Source organism: Halobacillus sp. KGW1 (assembly GCF_001592845.1).
GTDB lineage: Bacteria > Bacillota > Bacilli > Bacillales > Halobacillaceae > Halobacillus.
The window spans coordinates 1-19,712 of sequence record NZ_LSOC01000006.1 but is presented as its reverse complement, the minus strand read 5'-3'; the positions used below and the strand labels follow the sequence as shown (position 1 = coordinate 19,712).

Annotated in this window: 21 protein-coding genes; 13 read left to right on the top strand and 8 right to left on the bottom strand. The window is 46.0% G+C overall.

Going from position 1 to position 19,712, the window contains the following annotated elements; genetic code table 11:
• Nucleotides 1-59: 59 nt before the first annotated feature.
• Genes nadA through nadB form a run of 3 tightly spaced genes read right to left on the bottom strand, consistent with a single transcriptional unit; the run spans nt 60 to nt 3,551 of the window.
• On the bottom strand, nt 60-1,166 hold the full coding sequence (gene nadA, locus AXG56_RS18125) for a quinolinate synthase NadA (protein WP_026578873.1): 1,107 nt from the start codon (nt 1,164-1,166) through the stop codon (nt 60-62).
• Nucleotides 1,163-2,011, bottom strand: a complete 849-nt coding sequence (gene nadC, locus AXG56_RS18120; protein WP_062515773.1) for a carboxylating nicotinate-nucleotide diphosphorylase — start codon at nt 2,009-2,011, stop codon at nt 1,163-1,165. The genes nadA and nadC overlap by 4 nt, the downstream gene beginning before the upstream one ends.
• Nucleotides 1,950-3,551 (bottom strand): L-aspartate oxidase, encoded by a 1,602-nt coding sequence (gene nadB / locus AXG56_RS18115; RefSeq protein ID WP_062515772.1) that lies wholly within the window; start codon nt 3,549-3,551, stop codon nt 1,950-1,952. The genes nadC and nadB overlap by 62 nt, the downstream gene beginning before the upstream one ends.
• Before the next feature lie 103 nt (nt 3,552-3,654).
• Here nadB and AXG56_RS18110 point away from each other — a divergent pair, with 103 nt between their 5' ends.
• On the top strand, nt 3,655-4,767 hold the full coding sequence (locus AXG56_RS18110) for an IscS subfamily cysteine desulfurase (RefSeq protein WP_062515771.1): 1,113 nt from the start codon (nt 3,655-3,657) through the stop codon (nt 4,765-4,767).
• 35 nt (nt 4,768-4,802) lie between these two features.
• On the opposite strand, the gene AXG56_RS18105 is transcribed toward AXG56_RS18110, so the two are convergent.
• Nucleotides 4,803-6,122 (bottom strand): TrkH family potassium uptake protein, encoded by a 1,320-nt coding sequence (locus AXG56_RS18105; RefSeq protein ID WP_062515770.1) that lies wholly within the window; start codon nt 6,120-6,122, stop codon nt 4,803-4,805.
• A gap of 189 nt (nt 6,123-6,311) precedes the next feature.
• Here AXG56_RS18105 and AXG56_RS18100 point away from each other — a divergent pair, with 189 nt between their 5' ends.
• The 3 genes from AXG56_RS18100 (at nt 6,312) to AXG56_RS18090 (ending at nt 8,988) form a co-directional block, all read left to right on the top strand.
• The gene (locus AXG56_RS18100; RefSeq protein WP_062515769.1) at nt 6,312-7,130 is read left to right on the top strand and encodes an ABC transporter ATP-binding protein; all 819 of its coding nucleotides are present in this window, start codon (nt 6,312-6,314) and stop codon (nt 7,128-7,130) included.
• Between the two features lie 55 nt (nt 7,131-7,185).
• The gene (gene mscL / locus AXG56_RS18095) at nt 7,186-7,668 is read left to right on the top strand and encodes a large conductance mechanosensitive channel protein MscL (protein ID WP_062515768.1); all 483 of its coding nucleotides are present in this window, start codon (nt 7,186-7,188) and stop codon (nt 7,666-7,668) included.
• 93 nt (nt 7,669-7,761) lie between these two features.
• Entirely contained in the window at nt 7,762-8,988 is a 1,227-nt protein-coding gene (locus AXG56_RS18090; protein ID WP_062515767.1) for an MFS transporter, read from the top strand.
• 49 nt (nt 8,989-9,037) lie between these two features.
• On the opposite strand, the gene AXG56_RS18085 is transcribed toward AXG56_RS18090, so the two are convergent.
• Together AXG56_RS18085 and AXG56_RS18080 are read right to left on the bottom strand one after the other, a co-directional pair.
• The gene (locus AXG56_RS18085) at nt 9,038-9,466 is read right to left on the bottom strand and encodes a BrxA/BrxB family bacilliredoxin (protein WP_026578878.1); all 429 of its coding nucleotides are present in this window, start codon (nt 9,464-9,466) and stop codon (nt 9,038-9,040) included.
• Nucleotides 9,467-9,478: 12 nt separating this feature from the next.
• Nucleotides 9,479-10,621 (bottom strand): conserved virulence factor C family protein, encoded by a 1,143-nt coding sequence (locus tag AXG56_RS18080; RefSeq protein WP_062515766.1) that lies wholly within the window; start codon nt 10,619-10,621, stop codon nt 9,479-9,481.
• Between the two features lie 172 nt (nt 10,622-10,793).
• Between AXG56_RS18080 and AXG56_RS18075 the strand changes: the two genes are divergently transcribed.
• Genes AXG56_RS18075 through AXG56_RS18065 form a run of 3 tightly spaced genes read left to right on the top strand, consistent with a single transcriptional unit; the run spans nt 10,794 to nt 13,135 of the window.
• A complete protein-coding gene (locus AXG56_RS18075) occupies nt 10,794-11,714 on the top strand; it encodes an ABC transporter ATP-binding protein (RefSeq protein WP_026578880.1) in 921 nt (306 codons plus the stop codon).
• Nucleotides 11,707-12,669 carry an ABC transporter permease gene (locus AXG56_RS18070; RefSeq protein WP_026578881.1) on the top strand — a complete coding sequence of 321 codons (963 nt, stop codon included), beginning with the start codon at nt 11,707-11,709 and terminating at the stop codon, nt 12,667-12,669. Before AXG56_RS18075 ends, AXG56_RS18070 begins: the two co-directional genes overlap by 8 nt.
• 19 nt (nt 12,670-12,688) lie before the next feature.
• Nucleotides 12,689-13,135 (top strand): DUF4064 domain-containing protein, encoded by a 447-nt coding sequence (locus AXG56_RS18065; protein ID WP_369815278.1) that lies wholly within the window; start codon nt 12,689-12,691, stop codon nt 13,133-13,135.
• Nucleotides 13,136-13,178: 43 nt separating this feature from the next.
• Here AXG56_RS18065 and AXG56_RS19705 read toward each other — a convergent pair whose 3' ends face one another.
• A complete protein-coding gene (locus AXG56_RS19705; protein ID WP_201029328.1) occupies nt 13,179-13,352 on the bottom strand; it encodes a hypothetical protein in 174 nt (57 codons plus the stop codon).
• A gap of 112 nt (nt 13,353-13,464) precedes the next feature.
• On the opposite strand from AXG56_RS19705, the gene AXG56_RS18060 reads away from it, so the two are divergent.
• A complete protein-coding gene (locus tag AXG56_RS18060) occupies nt 13,465-14,343 on the top strand; it encodes a formate/nitrite transporter family protein (RefSeq protein ID WP_062515764.1) in 879 nt (292 codons plus the stop codon).
• 99 nt (nt 14,344-14,442) lie between these two features.
• Here AXG56_RS18060 and AXG56_RS18055 read toward each other — a convergent pair whose 3' ends face one another.
• Complete coding sequence (locus AXG56_RS18055; RefSeq protein ID WP_026578884.1) at nt 14,443-14,913, bottom strand: DinB family protein; 471 nt, start codon at nt 14,911-14,913, stop codon at nt 14,443-14,445.
• A 152-nt stretch (nt 14,914-15,065) separates the two neighbouring features.
• Here AXG56_RS18055 and AXG56_RS18050 point away from each other — a divergent pair, with 152 nt between their 5' ends.
• The 5 genes from AXG56_RS18050 to AXG56_RS18035 all read left to right on the top strand — a co-directional run bounded on the left by AXG56_RS18050 (nt 15,066) and on the right by AXG56_RS18035 (nt 19,292).
• Entirely contained in the window at nt 15,066-15,830 is a 765-nt protein-coding gene (locus AXG56_RS18050) for a MerR family transcriptional regulator (protein WP_062515763.1), read from the top strand.
• A gap of 240 nt (nt 15,831-16,070) precedes the next feature.
• Entirely contained in the window at nt 16,071-16,865 is a 795-nt protein-coding gene (locus AXG56_RS18045; protein WP_008636260.1) for a 3D domain-containing protein, read from the top strand.
• Nucleotides 16,866-17,110: 245 nt separating this feature from the next.
• Nucleotides 17,111-17,263: a hypothetical protein gene (locus AXG56_RS19700; protein WP_008636261.1), complete on the top strand. Its 153-nt coding sequence runs from the start codon at nt 17,111-17,113 to the stop codon at nt 17,261-17,263.
• 188 nt (nt 17,264-17,451) lie between these two features.
• Nucleotides 17,452-18,252 (top strand): SDR family NAD(P)-dependent oxidoreductase, encoded by an 801-nt coding sequence (locus AXG56_RS18040; protein ID WP_062515762.1) that lies wholly within the window; start codon nt 17,452-17,454, stop codon nt 18,250-18,252.
• 17 nt (nt 18,253-18,269) lie between these two features.
• A complete protein-coding gene (locus AXG56_RS18035) occupies nt 18,270-19,292 on the top strand; it encodes a ThiF family adenylyltransferase (protein ID WP_062515761.1) in 1,023 nt (340 codons plus the stop codon).
• Nucleotides 19,293-19,712: the final 420 nt, after the last annotated feature.

Below are 19,712 nucleotides of genomic sequence, written 5' to 3'. Positions count from 1 at the left end.
GCGTTCGTATCTACAGGAAGCGATGATTAGATGGGAGAGCGATTCAAACGATCCTTTTTTTATACTCGCTCCAGCATTCTGGAAAGGGCCTTCTTCGCATCATTGGCGATATACTTGTCAACGGTAATCCTGTTTATTTCCTGTCCTGCATCAAGTGCCTCAAGTGACCAGAGGAGGTGAGGGAGATCGATTCGGTTCATGGTAAGGCAGGGACACATATTCGGATTCAAAGAGATGATGTGTTTATCCGGATGGTCCTTGATAATTCGCTTGACGAGATTCATCTCGGTACCAATGGCAAAGGCGCTTCCGGGAGGGGCTTGTTCAATCGTTTGGATAATGAAGTTCGTGGACCCGGAAGAATCTGAACGGGCGACGACTTCCCTTGTACACTCCGGATGAACGATGATGTGCATCTCCGGGTGATCCTTTCGAACTTGTGCAATATTAGAGGGGGTGAAATTTTCGTGGACGGAACAATGCCCCCGCCATAAGATTACTTGTATATTACTCCAATCACCGTCAAAAAGCAGTGTTTCTTTCATTGGATCCCAAACAGCCATGTTCTCTAAAGGTACTCCTAAATCATAAGCAGTATTTCGCCCAAGGTGCTGGTCGGGTAGAAACAGGATGCGCTGCTTTTGTGTAAACGCCCATTTCACCATTCCAGCCGCGTTCGATGAAGTTACCGTAGCTCCTCCATGCCGCCCGACGAATGCTTTGATCGCTGCTGTGGAATTCACATAGGTCAGTGGTAGAATCGAGTCCCCGAACACATCGTTCAGTTTCTCCCATGCTTTCTCCGTCTGCGCCTTTGTCGCCATGTCTGCCATTGAGCATCCAGCCCGCATATCTGGAAGATAGACGCGTTGATGTTCCCCTGTCAAAATGTCTGCTGTTTCTGCCATGAAGTGAACACCTAAAAAAATGATCGACTCTGCTTCTTTTTGCAATGCGGACTGTTGAGCCAGAACGAGTGAGTCCCCCTTCGTGTCGGCGAATTGAATTACTTCGTCCTTTTGGTAATGGTGGCCGGGGAGGAACACTCTCGCCCCAAGTTTCTGTTTGACCGCAATCGCCCGATCTTCCAGCTCTCTCCTTGTCATTTCTTTATACATGGATGGAATAGAAGGTGTCTCAACAGCTAATTGATCGAATAAATTCATCGTTTCACTTCCTTTCCTGTGCAGGCATTTGCACTGATATCGACGGCCTGATACGAGTGGGTGAGCAGGCCGAGTGACAGGTAGTCCACGCCTGTGTTTCGGTATGTGTGAAGAGTATCCATTGTAATACCGCCGGATGCTTCTGTGATGATGTCCGGCGGTACCAAGCCGGCTAACGCGGCCACTTGTTCCGGTGTGCGGTTATCGAACATAATACAATCGACTCCTGCTTCTACCGCTTCCCGTACTTGTTCGGCGGATTCCGTCTCGACTTCAATTTTCACCATATGTCCGACTCGGTCTTTCAACTGCTTCACGGCAGTCTTGATGGAACCGAAGTAGGCGATGTGGTTGTCTTTAAGCATGACGGCATCATATAAACCAAAGCGATGGTTGTATCCACCGCCTGTCCGAACGGCATATTTTTCAAACATTCGAAGACCCGGTGTTGTTTTTCGAGTATCACAAATCCGCGTGTGGTCACTATTCAGTTTCTGGACGGCCTGCTGTGTCGTTGTAGCAATTCCGCTCATTCTTTGGATCAGGTTTAAAATTACGCGCTCTCCTTGAAGGAGAGCGGACGGAGGGCCTTGTATAGAGGCAATATCCAGGCCTGGATAAAGTGCTTCTCCCTCAGCTGCCAATATCTCTACAGTAATAGAAGGATCGAGTACCCGGAATCCCTCGGTGATGACAGGTCCTCCGCAAAAACAGCCTGTCTGCTTACTTCGTATAATCATTTTTCCGTATGTTTCTTGGTCGAATAAAGATTCGCACCAATCATTATCCCCGACGTCTTCCCGCAGGAACGTTTCCAGGCAGTGTTTCAGTTTCAATCGGTTCATCGTCTATTTTCCACTCCTTCTTCCATACTTGAATAATTTGTTTCGAGCTCCAAGCGTCCTTCGTGTCCGGATAGTCGGTGCGTATATGGGCGCCGCGGCTTTCTTCTCTTTCCCATGCAGATTTGGTAATCAGCCATGCGGTCTGCATGAGAAAGCACAGTTCGGTCTGCCTGACAGACAGGGTGGAAAGGTCACAGAAGACAAGGTCTTCCACCTCGTAGGATGAAAACCAATCCAACTGTTTCTGCAGGGATTTTTTGCTGCGGATGATGCCGACGTTGGCCATCATGTGCGTTTGGATCGTTCTCTGCTCCGGCATGCTCATCGGTTGTTTCTTTTTTTTCCGTTTAACAGGGGGACGGGGATGCACGTGGGGAAGACTGTTCAGGTGCTCCGCCAGTCTTTTTCCGTAAACCAGGCATTCTAATAACGAGTTGCTTGCTAGACGGTTTGCTCCGTGCAGACCGTTACTGGCAGCTTCACCGACAGCATAGAATCCGGCCAAAGACGTTCTTCCAACCGTATCTGTCTGAATCCCCCCCATTTGGAAGTGACAGCCTGGAGCTACGGGAAGAAGCCCTTCTTTGATAGACAGGCCATGCTCCCTGCATCGTTTCGTAATGGCTGGAAATTTATTAGGGAAATCGGAAACACCACGAATATCTAAATAGGCGCTGCGGCCGGCGTTTCGCACCTCGTGGATCCGCTGTGCAACAATATGACGAGGTGCGAGCTCCATTAATGGGTGGACACCATCCATCAGGTTATTTCCAAATTCGTCAACCAGTACGGCTCCTTCTCCTCGGACTGCCTCCGTTATCAAGCCTTTGGATTCTCCGTTTATGTAAAGCATGGTCGGGTGAAATTGAACGAATTCCATATCTGACAGTTGTGCACCAGCATGATAGGCGAGAGCTGATCCATCTCCTGTAATGGTAGAGGCATTCGAAGTATTCGGATAAACCTGGCCGCACCCACCTGTGGCCATTACGATATGGGCAGCGAGGAAAGTATGGACATTTCTATTCTGATCTTTACTTCGGACCCCGCAGCAACGTCCGTATGAATCTTTTATTAGTTCGAACACATGCTGATGCTCATAAACAGAAATGTTGGGAGGAAGGGTTTCGGCGAGGAACTGCATCAAGTACCTTCCTGTCTGATCCCCGCCGCTGTGCAGAATTCTGTTGTAAGAATGAGCTCCTTCCCTGCCGAGGGAGAAGTTCCCATCCTCTTTTAAATCGAACGGGCACCCCTCTGCTGATAGTTTCTTCATTACTCCGGGAGCCTGTTGGGTTAAATGGTGTACCGCTTGGGCGTCACTGATGGAACATCCGGCCTTCATCGTATCCTCGAAATGATAGAAAGGACGATCTTCGCTATCCAACGCCGCAGCAATTCCTCCCTGAGCCAGACGAGAGTTTCCGTGCTGTAAATGGGACTTTGTGATAATTATCACATGTTTATCCCTGTGAAGATGTCTCGCAAGCTGGAGGGCGGAGGCGCCGCTGCCAATAATAATTACGTCTGCTATACTCATTTCAGCACCTACTGTCTTTACACTTGTATTGACATTAATATTTACATAAGATGTATAGAAAGACAAGTGAAATTTTATTTATCGTTTATGAGGGGGAATGAGTGTGCACTACTTTGATTACGCGGCTGCTTGCCCAATTGAAGAGGAAGCATTGAGTGTTTATATCCATGCTTCTAAAAAATTTTTTGGAAATACCGGAAGTCTTCATGATATTGGAACAGATGCGAAACGCTTATTGGAACACTGCCGTGAACGGATCGCTCACATGGTGGGTGTAGAGAAAGCAGGTATTTACTTCACGAGCGGGGGAACAGAGAGCAATGAAATAGCGTTGAGATCGCTGCAGGCACTCCGCCCCAACAGGAGTGTGATAATAGCGGGAGGCGAGCATGCTTCCATTCAGTATCTCGTAGATCAATGGGAGGAGGAAGGCGTTTCGGTTACGAGAATCCCGTTTACAGAAGACGGTGTATTGAATATGGCGGTCTTGAAAGCAACCATGAATGACGAGACAGGGCTTGTTATCATGCAGCACGTAAACGGAGACATCGGTACGACACAGCCGGTGGAAGAAGTGAACCAACTTTGTGATACATATGGTGCTCTTATGCACTGTGATTGTGTACAATCCTTCGGGAAAAAAGATTTACGTGCTGTATCAAAGGTGGTAGACAGCCTTTCTTTATCTGCCCATAAGATAGGTGGTCCAACAGGGATCGGTGCTGTCTACATAAAGCCTTCCTTGAACGTCCCGCCTAAAACACCTTCTCCTGCACACGAATCCGGCATGAGACCAGGGACGGTTCCTTTACCAGGAGTGGCAGCATTTACAGAAGCAGCCGGTAAAAGTGTAGACAATCTTATTGAAAATCAACGGAAGATCAGCGAGAGAAAGCGCTGGTTCCTTGAGAGGATGCAGGAATGCCGGGAGTCATTCCGTGTCGTCGGCAATGGGAATGCCGTGGTGGGAATCTGTTTGAAAGGAGTGGAAGGTCAGTGGGCGATGCTGGAGGCGAATAGACTCGGCTACGCCTTTTCAACCGGCAGCGCCTGTCAAGCAGGTAAGACGCCTTATGCCCTAACTGCTATGGGAATGTCGAAAGAAGAAGCGAAGACATTCATTCGAATCTCTTTCCATCCTAGCCACACAAGGCAGGAAGTTGAGGGGCTTGCAACAGTTTTAAAGAAAACCATACATGCACACAACCTTGTGTGAAAAAACACCCTGCCATTGGCAGGGTGTTTGATTGATTAACCGGTCAATACTTCTTCTTTTGGGTACTTGATCGGATCCGGCCGTGGTTTTGTAAAGGCAAATGCAAAGGTAAGCGGCCCCAGCTTACCAAAAAGCATCAACGACACAAGGATCATTTTTCCGGCAATGGTCAAGTCTCCTGTAATTCCAGTGGAAAGACCGACTGTGCCGAATGCTGAAATGGCTTCAAACAAAATGGAAAGGAAGGAAGCGTCCTCCGTCATGTTTAAAAAGAAGGTACTGGTAAAGACAAGAAACACACTGCCTACCGTCAATGCAAGAGCCCGCATGACAAGTCTTGGGCGCAGACTTCTGCGGAAGAGAGTCAAATCTTCCTTGTCGCGGAAGAAAGCAAGGGTAGCAACGATGATAATCACAGCTGTAGTAAGTTTAATACCTCCGGCGGTAGAGGCGCTCCCCCCACCGATAAACATCAGCATGAGCATGAAGAAAAGCGAATCGTCTTCCATCGCTCCAATATCAATGGTGTTAAATCCGGCTGTTCTCGGCGTTACCGCCTGAAAGTAGGAGGCCATCAGCTTTCCTGGCGTAGACATATTTCCTATTGTTTCCGGGTTGTTAAATTCCAAAACGAAAATCATGAGAATGCTGAAGACATTGATGGCAATCGTTCCGACAAGCATCGTCTTCGTATGGAGGGAAAGTCGATGAAAATCTTTGGTTTTCCACAAGTCAAAGACGACCGTGAAACCTACCCCTCCGATAATGAATAAAAAGGAAATGACTATATTGACGACTGGATCGGTAACATATCCGGACAGGCTGTCCGACCAAACGGAAAATCCAGCATTATTGAAGGCTGAAATTGCATGGAACGTGCTGACATAAATTCCTCTGGACAGCCCGAATTCAGGCACCCATCGAAAGGACAACAGGACGATGGCGACCAGTTCCATACTGATGGAGAAAATCAACAGCTTCTTAACAAGGAGGATGATTCCACCGACTGCCGTCTGGTTTAGAGACTGCTGAATAATCATTCGCTCTTTCAAGCCTATTTTCTTACCGAGAGCCATGAAAATAAGTACAGCGAATGTCATGATTCCTAATCCACCTAATTGAATAAGCGCAAGAATGACCCACTGACCGACTAATGTGAATGCTGTCCCGGTATCGACAACGGCAAGACCTGTTACTGTCATAGCAGAGGTTGCTGTAAACAAAGCATCCCCTAATGTAATACCCTCCGTAGTAGAGAAGGGAAGCATTAATAGAAATGTTCCTAATGTAATAAAGAATAAAAAGACCAGGATTAGAATTTGAGGAGGATTCAATTCCGTTCTCTTCTTCTCCATTTACCGTACACCTTCTTCCATTCAAGTTAGTGCTCTTATTATAAGCGAATAAGTGGAAACGTAAAGATGTTTTTTATAAATGCCTGAAAGAGGGGCTGCTTGCGAAAAAAAGGAAGGAATTATATAATATTGATAATGATTTTCATTGTCGGAGATAGTTTCACGTTCACACTTAGGGAGGATTCCAGCATGGCAAAGCTAATGACAGAGCAGGTAGGTATCGCTTATGGAGACCATCATGTCGTCCGGGATTTAGATTTGGATATACCTGAAAATCAAATTACGACGATCATCGGACCGAATGGATGCGGGAAGTCTACAATTCTGAAGGCTTTGGCAAGAATCCACTCCGTTCAGGAAGGAAGCATTTATCTGGACGGGAAAGCCATAAAAAAAGAGTCGACGAAAGAAATAGCCAAGAAGATGGGTGTTCTTCCGCAAACACCGAAAGCTCCAAGCGGTCTGACTGTTTCAGAGCTGGTTTCTTATGGGCGGTATCCACACCAAAAAGGGTTTGGGAAGCTGTCTGATCACGATAGAGAAGTGATCCAATGGGCGCTTGAAATCACCGGAGTAGAAGAATTCTCTAACCGTTCCATCGATGCCTTATCCGGCGGACAGCGGCAACGGGTGTGGATTGCGATGGCACTGGCGCAGGAAACAGAACTGCTCATTCTTGATGAGCCGACAACGTACTTGGATCTTGCCCACCAGTTGGAAGTTTTAAAGCTTTTGGAGCAGCTGAATCGAGAAGAAGGACGCACGATCGTCATGGTCATTCACGATTTGAATCATGCGGCACGGTTTGCTGATTATATCGTGGCCCTTCGCGGAGGGAAAGTGATTCGAGAAGGCACTCCTGAAGACGTGATTCGGAAAGACGTGCTGAAGGAAGTATTCCAAATCGACGCGGAAGTAGTCCAGGATCCCCGGACGAACCGTCCCATCTGCTTGACCTATGACTTGCTTGGTTCGGTACCGGAAGTCTGTCAAAAGGCTGTTTTGTAGATCGATTCATAGCTTGTCTCCTCCTTACATACATTGGTGAGGAAGGAGGGCGTGTATGGGTCTCTTAAGGGAGTTTAAACAGTTTGCAATGCGTGGAAGTGCGGTGGATATAGGCGTAGGGATGGTGCTGGGAGCAGCATTCAGTGGCTTTATTGATTCCTTCGTCAAGGACCTTCTCATGCCTCCCATCGGTCTCCTGTATCATAAGATGGACATAGAGAATATGTTCATAAGTCTGAATGGTACAGCGTATTCTTCCAGATCAGCAGCGGAAGCAGCCGGAGCGCCCACGATAAATTACGGCCTTTTCCTTACGGCTTCTGTGCGATTTCTGATCGTTCTCTTTGCCGTTTTTCTTGTGGTGTGGCAATTAAACAGATGGAAGAAGCCGCATCAGGACCCGATGCTCTCTATGACTAAGAAGGATTGCCCGTACTGCTGTTTGTCTATTCCCAGTCAGGCTGTCATCTGCCCTAACTGTTCTTCTTCCCTGTCTAAATATACAAAAGAGCCGCCGTCTAAATGGCGGATGAAGTAAAAGACGCCCGCCCGGGCGTCTTTTTTTATTTTTCAAGCAAGATATTCGCTTGGTTGGACACCATAATTATAAGAATGTAAATGAGGTGTAGGTATGGAAAACAAAGTGAGTCGTTGGTGTCTTATAAGTATGGCGTCCATCCCTTTGGTGATGACGCTTGGCAATTCCATGCTGATACCCGTTCTTCCCATCTTTGAGGAGAAGGTGGGGATCAGCCCGTTCCAGTCCAGTATCATCATTACGAGTTATTCCGTAGCGGCTATTTTCCTGATACCGGTCGCCGGGTACCTTTCCGATCGATTTGGAAGGAAGATCATCATTCTTCCCAGTCTGTTTCTTGCGCTGGTCGGTGGAATCATTGCGGGATTCGCCTCTTGGAAAGGGAGTGATCCTTTCTTTTGGATCATTATCGGGCGCATCCTGCAGGGGATCGGAGCAGCAGGAGCAACGCCGATTATTTTGCCGCTTGTGGGTGATTTGTATAAAGACGATGACACGAAGACGAGTGCCTGTCTCGGAATCATTGAGACATCCAACACGTTCGGAAAAGTACTAAGTCCGATTCTCGGATCCTTGTTCGCAGTATTCTTATGGTTCTTACCGTTTTTTTCAATCTCTTTTTTCAGCTTGATTTCCATCATTCTTGTGTTCTTCTTCATCAAAGTTCCGAAAGATGAGAAGGCGGAACCGCAGCCGTTAAAGCAATTCATTCACAAGACGAAGGAGATCTTCGGGAAAGAGGGGAAATGGTTGTATCCGACCTTTCTGCTCGGAGCCTATGCTATGCTCGTTCTTTTCGCGGTACTTTTCTTCATGTCGGATATGTTGGAGAAGGTCCATGATATTAAAGGAGTGAAGAAGGGGTTCATCCTTGCCATCCCTCTATTCACTTTATGTGTGGCTTCTTTCATAACAGGTAAGAAAATAAAAGGGGACACGAAAGTGATGAAGTGGGTGCTCTCCATATCCTTAAGCATGATCGCAGCCAGTGTATGCTTTGTAGGCTTTGTCAGTGACAGGTTGGTTCTGCTGCTCGTAGTCACCAGTGTGCTTGGTATTGCAATCGGGTCAATGCTGCCGACGCTCGATGCGCTTATTACGGAGGGAATCGAGAAAGAAGAAAGAGGCACGATTACCTCCTTCTATAGTTCCTCCCGCTTTATCGGGGTTGCTGCCGGCCCGCCTTTAATGTCTTTATTAATGAAGAATTATTTGAATGTCAGTTACATTGTCAGTGGAGCAATCGGCGTGGTTCTGCTTTTGCTGGTCCTGTTTCTGGTGAAAGGAAAAAGCGAGGAAGAGGGGTCGCAGCCTGCTTAGCGCATATAAAAAAGAGCGGAGCACAAAAGGCTTCCGCTCTTTCTTGTATTTAGCAAAACTTGTTATATGCCCCGGTCAGGTTGGCTGTGATTTCTTCTACTTCGTAATCTTCAATTTCCTCCCGCGGGATAAAGTGAAGGACTTGTCCATCTTTCAGTAATGCCATGGAAGGGGAGGAAGGTTCATATCCTTCCAAGTATTCTCTCATTCGGGCGGTCGCCTCCCTATCCTGTCCGGCAAAGACGGTTACAAGGTTCTCAGGCCGCTTCTCGTTATGGAGTGATTCTCGGGCCGAAGGACGGGCCAGTCCTGCTGCACATCCGCAGACAGAATTGATGACGACAAGCGTAGTTCCTTTTGTCTCACTAATAAAAGTATCCACTTCTTCTGGTGTCGTCAGTTCCTGAAAGCCGGCATTAGTTAATTCATCTCTCATCGGTTGGGAAATTTCTTTCATATAGGCTTCATATGGGTTCATCACTTTTGCCTCCTATTGTTCTTTTTGTTTCGTTGCCTGTGTCATTTGGTGCCAGACGGATCCTTTGGCTTCTTCTCCACCTTCGATTCGTTCGATGGCCATGTTAATCTGCATTTTTACTTCGAACTCAGGGTCATCAGCCGCTTGCTTCAAAGCCGGAAGGGCAGATTCATCTCCAAGCTCATAAAGGAACATAGCTGCCCGCCAGCGGACCAGGCGGTTGGCATCGGACAAAGATTCGATCATCGGAGGCATCGCTTCTTTGAAGCCAAGATCTGACAGGCAGTCGCCGGCAGTACGGCGGACTGTTACGGAAGTATCCTGCAGAGCCTTATAGAGGTAGGGGAGTGTTTCCACTTCTTCGATCATGCCTAAGTAGGCGGTCGCCAAACGACGGATGGATGCCTTATCGTCATCCAGCGCTTTGTCGAGAACTTCATAATCGTCTGCTGTCGGTTCCATACGGTCGAGGGCTGCATAGCGAACCTTCCAATCGGCATCGTCCAGTGTTTCGAGTGTGATTTTCGACTCGGAAGGATGCTTTTCGACGGGATTCGTTTCTTGATCAAACGCTTGTTTAACAAGGTCTTCCAGTCGTTTCTCGTCGTAGCTTGCAGATAATTCTTCTTTTACCTGCTCTCCGATTTCTTCTGTACTCCCGTATCTCGGATTCTGTTCGATCCATTTCCTCTCCATGATCATATTCGGAGAGGCTGGTGCTGCTTTCATCGCTGCATTCATGAAACGTTCCGGCAGACCGACACGGATTTCCTCTTCGCCTTCCTCCAGTTTCACCTGCATCGGAATGCCCCGGAACTGTTGAATGTAAACTCTGACTTCCCCGAACGGATCATCATTCCCGGCGCCTTTTGTTTCTTCCGGCTGCTCCGGAACGACAGAACCGAATACGTGCCTCACTTTCGGGAGGATATCTTCCCAAGCTGTACGGCCGTTTCGTTCGAGTGCAAGAAAATCGGTCACGTGATAGATCCCTTTGACTCCTTCAATCTCAAATAAATGCTGGATAAAATCGGGAGCATCTGTTAAATCGTCTCCCTTTTTATAGTTGTGAGCCTTACCATCCGGCAGTTTCTCATTTACATTGATTTTCATTGAATTTGGACTGGGCGTCGGTTCGATCGATACGATTTTCACTTTATCATTCCCCCTAAACGCTCATTTCTTTATCTAGTTTAACAAAGATAGACGACAGCTTCTATGCAGGAGCTCCCGAGAAGGAGTTTTTTGTAAAAAAATTCTTAAATAGTGAAACTTTTGTTGTCTGATGTCGTAGATTAGGTGTGTCGAAGAAAAAGGAGGGGTTTTCTTGACGGAACCCGTAATGCAGTTAAAGAATTTGAAGAAAACGATAGGGAAGAAGCCGATTATTAAAGGACTGGACTTTGATATTTACGGTGGGGAAGTATTTGGTTTCCTTGGTCCTAACGGTGCAGGGAAAACGACCACCATCCGAATGATGGTCGGTTTGATCGGGATGACGGAAGGAGACGTCATCATTAAAGGGCACAGCGTCCGTAACGATTTCAAAGATGCGATCCGTCACGTCGGTGGTATCGTGGAGAATCCGGAAATGTATCCGTTTATGAGCGGTTGGAAGAACCTGCTTCACTATTCAAGAATGATTCCGGGTGTTACGAAGGAACGGATCGAAGAAGTGGTCCGCCTCGTCGGATTGGAAGGTCGGATGAAGGATAAGGTAGGCAAATATTCTCTAGGGATGCGACAACGCTTAGGAATTGCACAAGCTCTCTTACATAATCCTTCTGTCCTGATCCTCGATGAACCGACGAATGGATTGGACCCTTCGGGCATTCGGGAGATTCGTGCTTATATCCGTCGTCTAGCCGAAGAGGAAGGTGTAGCGGTAATCGTATCGAGTCACATCCTTTCTGAAATGGAAATGATGTGTGATCGAATCGGCATCATAAAGAATGGAGAGCTCATTTCCATTCAGACCGTTAATGAAGCTTTGCAGCAGACGGATAAGAAGGAAGTATCGATCGAGGCGGAGCCGTTGGAGGAAGCAAAGGCGGCTTTGGATGAACTGACCGATACGAAGACGGTACTCGCTAAAGAACAGCTTACCCTTACGATTGAGAAAGAGGACATCCCGCGCGTTATTGCCGGTCTTGTAGCGAAGAATATCAACATCTACAGTGTGAACGTGAATCGTTCGACGCTTGAGGATAAATTCCTTGATTTGATTGGAGAGGGAAAGATTGAATAATTTTATACAGTTAGTTAAAAATGAACAAATGAAGTTATATGCCCAGAAAGCGACATGGATCATGCTTATCGTTTTAGGTGTGCTTGTCATAGCGTTCGGCGCGCTGCTTAAAGTGGACGAGTCATTCACAGGTGGAGATGCGCCGACAGGAGACAACTGGAAAGAAGAACTTCAGGAGCAGAACGCGCAGTTGACAGGGGAGACAGAGAGCGGCCAGGCTCCGGAAATCAAGTATCCTAATTATTATGATGTAGAAGAGAACCAGTACCGCATTGATAATGATATTAAACCGGTGGAATACAATGTCTGGTCCTTCGTTCAGGAGAATCGCGGTCTTGTTTCTGTAGTAAGCTTATTGACGATTATTGTAGCGGCAGGAATCACAGCCAACGAATTCCGATGGGGAACGATCAAGCTGCTGTTGATCCGTCCGATTTCCAGAGCAAAGATACTGTTGTCTAAATATGTATCGGTATTGATTTTCGCTCTTACTGCACTCGTAGTTTTATACGTTCTTTCCTTCTTGTTAGGTACGGTATTGTTCGGCTTCGGAGATCCTTCACAGGCGTATGTCTTCAGCCAAGGTGGAGAAATGCAGTCTGCGGAAATATTCTCCCATACACTTAAGCAGTACTTATTAAGTTCTGTTAACCTGCTTATTATGGCAACGTTTGCCTTTATGATATCTGCTGTCTTCCGTAACAGTGCGCTGGCCATTGGTGTAGCAATCTTCTTGATGATGGCTGGAAATATGATCATTGTTTTCCTTGCAGACAAAGATTGGGCGAAGTATATTCTGTTTGCCAACACGGATTTGACGGTATATTTAGAGGGCACACCTATGTTGGAAGGTTTGACAGCAGGCTTTTCCGTTGCTGTACTGGCCGTATATTACATCATATTCATCGTGCTCGCTTGGACATTCTTTACGAAGAGGGATGTTGCTGGAGCCTGATGATCAGGAGGAATGAATGGTGAAGCGAACGGTTGAAATCGTATTGACGGTCATTGGTATGGTTCTTTTCGGAATCCCTCTGTTTGTCAGTACTGTGATCATGGGTGGAATAGATGATCCCGGAGTAAGAGAAGGCGTGGAGAATTTCATAAATTCCTCCGAATTCCAAGCACAGCCTGGGGCCGAGGATTTTACGTCGGGGCAGCTGTTGACGATGTTCGAGTCGCTTGGTCAATTTGTCCTGATTGCTTCCATCGTCGGTCTGGCAGTCGGAATCCTTGCTCTGATCTTCCTTATCGGTAACAAGAAGCCGAAAGCGGCAGGGATCATGCTGATCGTTTCCGCAATAGTTCTGACATTAGCGACGTTGTTCCTTGGAATTTTCGGAGGCGCTGCTTATCTGGTAGCTGGAATCGTAGCTCTTGTCAGAAAGTCGAGGAAGCCTTTGGATGGTACAGTGACCTGAATAGAAACACCGCATGCAACAGCATGCGGTGTTTTTTTATGAACTAGTCCAAGGTGCGGTTTGTTTCGTCTACATCGGCGGCTTGTTTGTCGTACACGGTGCTGTTCTGTGGCTGCATCCCGCTTCCCCCGCAAATCTTGCACGTGTACCGCCATTCTTCATCATCCATAAGCAGACCTTCCCCGTTACAAGCGAGACAAAGTAGATCCCTTGCCATGAGCTTCCCCCTTTACCTTTTCTTATTAACCTGTTTCAAAGCAGGAATGTTATACAGAAAGGTTACAGAAAAAGTCAGATGGGGAATAGTTATGTCATTGGAGGGATGATAAATGGCAGATAATGACGAAAAAAACCGTAATCAATCGGAAGATATAGAAGAGAAGAAAAAGGACGAGCCGAGCAGGCAGTTCTATATCCCTTCGCAAATCGTTGACGGATTTGGTGAAAAAGGTAGGGATCACCTAAGTAAGCCTTTCCGGGCTCAATTCCTGTTAGCATTGACGGCAGGATCATTCATGACCTTCGGGGCTGTCTTTTCCATATTGCTTTCCGAAGGGGTGGAAACGAAAGGGCTGTTCCACCTGCTTGCTGGTCTCGGGTTTGCAGCCGGGTATTCGATGGTGTTTATATCCGGAGCCGTTTTGTTTACGGAAATCAACGTCCTTCTACCGTCTTATTTATTTAATAAGTCAGGGTTAATGAAAGGGAATATATATAAGTTCTGGGCATCCACCTACATTGGTAACCTGATCGGGGCTTTTTTGGTAGCCGTGCTGATCGAGTTGTCCGGATCCTTTTCTTCTACCTTCTATCCGGAATTGACTATGTACCTGGAGAATAAAATGAAGTTCATGGATCATGGTGTCCTGGGGTGGTTTCAGGTTCTCATTTCCGGGATCCTGGCGAACTGGCTGATCGGGATGGCCGCATTTCTTACGACTGCTGCAAGGGATATAACAGGGAAGATTCTTGGAACTATGCTCCCTGTCGTCTTGTTCGTAGCCGGTAACTTCCAGCACAGCGCCGCGAATATGGGGTATTTCAGTATGGGTTTCCTCGTATCTGATAAATACACGTGGTACGAATATATTTTCTTCAATTTGGTACCCGCGAGTATCGGTAATTTAATTGGAGGAGCCATTTTAGTTTCTTTACTTTTCTCTTATGCGTACAAAGAGGACATTCAGACGGATCTTGGCAGAAAATAAGATGTGGTTCGAAACCACGGCAAAGAAACCGGCCTTCAGACCTTTCATAGGAAAGGAGAAGTCGGTTTCTTTCGCTTTTAATTCGCACTTTCCGTCTGCTTATTCGAATAACATGATTTCCGGATCCTTCTTATACGTGTGGACGAGCATCGCATGAAGCTGCCCTCTGTGATGGTACATATGAGCGATAATTTGCAGGAGCCATTCAAAACGGGTGTGGGATACTCCCCACCATGAAGTTGTTTCCGTGTATAGATGCTCCTCCGTATAATGCTCAAATTGAAATTTCAATTGGGAAAAATGTTCAAACAGCTTTTCCAGAATGGCCTCTTTTTTCTTAAGGGATATTGACTCATAGAACTGTTCCATCTCATCTTTGGACCGCTCTTCAATAATTGCTCCGTCTGCTGCCGGAATGACAGCGATATGTTCAAGAAGTTCTCCAATGGAATATTTCCCTTCCGTCGGACGAAGCTTGAGGTCATCCTCCGAGAGTTGGCCTACCATTTCTGATATGGAAGCGATCACGATCTCTAATTGGTGGAAAGCACTCTGGCAGTACATATTCATAGGAACACAACCTTATAAAGAATGTCATAGCTAATAATTCTTCAGTTGCCCGTCAAAACCCTCTACGGATCATAAAACTACAATTAATGACAAGAAAAGCTATTGACCTTGACGTGACGTCATATCATAAGCTTAAGAAGAGGTGATCACCTATGATGAAAATAAAAGAGGTAGCGGATCTGGCCGGATGCAGTGTGCGCACGCTGCATCATTACGATCACATCGGCTTGCTTTCTCCAAGGACCATCGCTTCTAATGGATATCGACTTTATGGGGAGAGTGAAATAGCGAGGCTTCAACAAATTCTTTTCTTCCGTGAAATGGATCTTTCTTTAGTAAAGATTCAACAGATACTAGACGACCCCGAATTTGATGAGCGAAAGGCACTTGCTCATCACCGGTACATGTTAGTGGAGAAACGACACCGTTTGGATCGGATGATTGAATCTGTCGACCGCACGCTTGCCTCAATTCAAGGAGGAACGGTTATGGAGAATAAAGATCGTTTAGAGCCCTTTGACAGTCGTTCAATTGAGGAGCATCAAAAGAAATATGAGCAGGAAGTAAACAATCGCTGGGGAAACACAGCTGCGTACAAGGAATCAGCAAGGAAGACAAAATCTTATTCCGAAGAAGACTGGAAAAGGATGAAACAGGATATGGATGCCATCGACCATCACTTGGTTTCTATCATGGATAAAGGACCGGAAGATGCGGAGGTTCAAAAGTGGATCGGTAAGAAGCGGCAGCATATCACAGACTATTTCTATGAATGTACCTTGGAGATCTTCCGCGGTCTTGCCGACATGTATGTAAACGATGAGCGGTTCCGCTCCAATCTTGAGAAATGGAGAGAGGGGTACCCCGCATTTCTAAACGATGCTATCGTGCACTATTGTAATGTACAAAGAGGTTAAGGAAAGAGGTAAGTTCAGAAAAATAGGCTTCTGCGGATGCAGAGGTCTATTTTTATGCAGAAATGTAAGGATTTATACTATATGACAAGGAAGTAAAGTCGTTGTAATGTTTGCAATGATATTGTTGCTGTCCTGTTATTGGCTTTTCCGATACACATGTTAGAGTAGTACTTGTGATTTTAAACAGTGCCTAAACAAATCGTTTAGCAAGACTGTTTACCCAAGGAGGAAATAACAATTATGAAAAAAACAGTAGTATCTTTGGCGGCGGTCGCTTCGATTTCGGCAGTAACAGCAACTTCAGTAAGTGCAGAAGAGGTAACAGTAAATAAAGGAGACACGCTTTGGTCCATTTCCCAAGCGAATGGAGTCTCTGTTGAAGATATAAAAGCAGCAAACGGACTAACTTCTAACTTGATCTTCCCCGATCAGAACCTTTCTGTCGACGGACAAAGTAAATCTGCGGATGTCCACACAGTAAAACCAGGAGACACGCTTTTCAGCATTGGACAAGCTAATAATGTAAGTGTGAGTGATCTGAAAGCATGGAATGGTTTGGATTCTGCATTGATTTTCCCTGGAGATGAACTCAAGCTTCATAGTAATGGCGAAGCTGACGCAGCTCCTGAAGCTTCCCAACCTGTAGAGAAGGAACAACCGGAACAGGCTCCTGAACCTGCTGAAGCAGAGAAGCAGGAAGCGAAAGCAGAACCAACATCCAGTGAGCCTGCTCAAGAAGAAGCAGCGAAAACATTGACGATGGAAGCTACAGCGTACACTGCTTTCTGTGAAGGCTGCTCTGGTACAACAGCTACAGGTGTAGACTTGCGTGCTAATCCTGATCAGAAGGTTGTAGCCGTCGACCCTGATGTCATCCCATTAGGTTCTGAAGTCTATGTAGAAGGTTATGGTAAAGCAATCGCTGCCGATACTGGTGGTGCAATCCAAGGTAACCGTATTGATGTCTTCGTACCTGAACAATCAGATGCACTTGATTTCGGACGAAAAACAGTAGAAGTTAAAGTTTTGAATTAATCATATAGATGCAGAGACGATACGTTTTACGTGTCGTCTTTTTTTTATGTTTGATCATAAATACAGGCGGGAATATTTTGTGAAATACGCGAAAAGACCGTGATATATGTCGAAAAATGAGCTTATAGATGGTTCATTTATAAAAAAACATAAAAATAATAAAAATCTCTTGCTTTTACGATGTTTTACTAATATTATCAGGGGGAATCGAATTATAATCCCATAAAGAAAAGGAGGACACCACTATGACTCTGCTCTATTCAAAAGCTCGTGAGCTTTTCGACCAGGACTACAAAAACAGCCCGGAAGGTCAAACGCAGGAAAAGTCAAAAGGTCTGAAACGTACACGTAGTGGAAAGGTTCTATTGTCTTTCCGGAAGCAGAACAAACGGAAATAACATTAGAAGTGGTGTAGGTAGCTATGAGAAGAAACAAGAAAAGAATAAACATGGCAGACTTTCTTAAAAAAGTTGTCCCGTGGATCAGCGCTTCAACGACGGAATCCGTTCGTTAAGCGCTGATTTTTTATTACATAGGTTTAGTGCTGTCGTACAGAGGATATCGTGACGCTAAGGAGGAGATAGGGATGAACATTTTTTCTGAACAGGCGTTAGAAGGAACACATACTATTGTTACAGGTGCTACAGGCGGAATCGGCTTCGAAGCGGCGAAAGAAATTGTCCGTGCTGGAGGTCATGTGACGATTACTGGACGAAATGGTGGGAAACTGGACGAACGGAAAGAGTCTCTTGCCTCCATACGGGAAGATGCGGAAGTCTACGTCGTTCAGGCAGATTTGAATAAAGAAGAGGACAGAAGGCAGATTGTTCGCGAAGCAGCGAGCGCTATGGGGCCGATAAATGGTCTTGTCAATTCTGCTGGTGTTATCGGCGGTGGAGCATTGGAAGAGTTGAATGAAGATGAGTTGCGTAAAGTAATGGAACTCAACTACTTTGCGACGGTCCTCTTTACTCAGTTAGTTTATAATGAAATGAAGACAACTGGAAAAGGATCGATCGTTAACCTTTCCTCCTTATCCGGTTTGCGCGGCACACACAGTAATACGGCATATAGTGCATCAAAATTCGCAATCACGGGCTTCACCCAATCGTTTGCTTATGAAGCGATTGAACATGGAATTCGAGTGAACGCCGTCTGCCCCGGCTATGTGGATACATCTATGGGACAGGCATCCATACGTGCAAAAGGTGAGAGGGAAGGGAAGAGTTACGAGGAGCAGCGCCGTATTGCAGAGGAAGGGATTCCTTCTGGAAGGTTGAGTACGGCAGAGGAAGTGGCGCGGTCCATTGTTTATCTATTGACAGATGCTTCGCTTAATATAGTAGGAGAATCCATGAAGATTTCCGGTGGAAGTGTAATGAGGTAGATGGAGGGGGCTTTTTTTTGAGTGATGGAAGATATTCACGACAGGAACGGTTTCGACCGATTGGGCAAAAGGGACAAAGTAAGCTGGCGGGGAGTCATGTACTCATTATTGGAGCGGGTGCTCTGGGTACGAGCAGCTCGGAACAGCTGGTGCGGGCCGGAGTGGGGAAGCTGACAATTGTCGACAGGGATTATGTAGAACTAAGTAATCTGCAAAGGCAGCAATTATATACGGAAGCGGATGCTGCGGCACACCTTCCGAAAGCGGAAGCGGCTAAACGGAGGTTGTCCAGTATTAATTCAACGGTTTCTATAGAAGGTGTGATTGCCGATGTTCAGCGGGAAGAATTGCTCCGTTTGGCAGATGGTGTTGATTTAATGATGGACGGTACCGATAACTTTGAAACAAGAATGCTGATGAATGACGTGGCCCAGAAGTATAATATCCCCTATATATATGGTGGGTGTGTCGGAGGCAACGGTCTTGTGTTTTCCATTCTTCCAGAGAAAACCCCTTGCTTAGGTTGTTTGTTGGAACGTGTACCTCTGGGCGGAGCGACTTGTGATACTGTCGGTGTGATCAGTCCGGCCGTGCAGATGGTTACAGCATTACAAGTAGCGGAAGCGTTAAAGATACTGACCGGGGACTTCGCCCGCGTTAATCCAGCTTTGATGACCTTCGACTTATGGAATAATGACAGGACCTCCATTAAAGTCTCGAACGCCAGAAGGAAAGATTGTCCCTCGTGTGGTGATTCTCCCGTCTATCCATATTTAGAAGAAGACAATGCTACTAAATTTGCTGTTCTATGTGGTCGGGATACCGTGCAGATACGCCCTTCCGGAACGATGAAGCGTGACTTTGCAGAGTTGAAGCGTCGATTACCTTCAGAGAAAGTGAAAGAGAATCCATTTTTACTATCATACGACCATGGCAAGCATCATCGTATGGTTTTCTTTAGAGATGGAAGGGTGCTCATCCATGGAACGAAGGATGTCATAGATGCTAAGAAGCTCTATTATGAAATAGTTGGAGGTTGATCGGTTTCTTTTTATCTTTCCAGGGGAAAGATAAATGTAACGACAGTCTACAAGGAGAGAAACTATATGAAGCGATTAATAAGACGCATCTTCAAATATGGACCGATCATCTATCCGATCATAAGGAAAATTATGCGCAAAAGAAGAAGCAGGTATCGTTGAGTACACCTTTATCCGGGTGTGCTTTTTTGTTTATATAATATAGAAGCTTTTTGTTGAACTAGCATACTATGAAAAAAATATCGAAAAAGGTATTGCAATAGATTTATAGCCATGATATATTATTACTTGTCGCGTTAAGAGAGCGGCGCACCGCACAGAACTTAACGAAACAAAATATAAAAAGTTGTTGACGGAAACGAAACAACATGTTATATTAGTTAAGTCGCTGTTAAGCGGCAAACAACATTTTGATCTTTG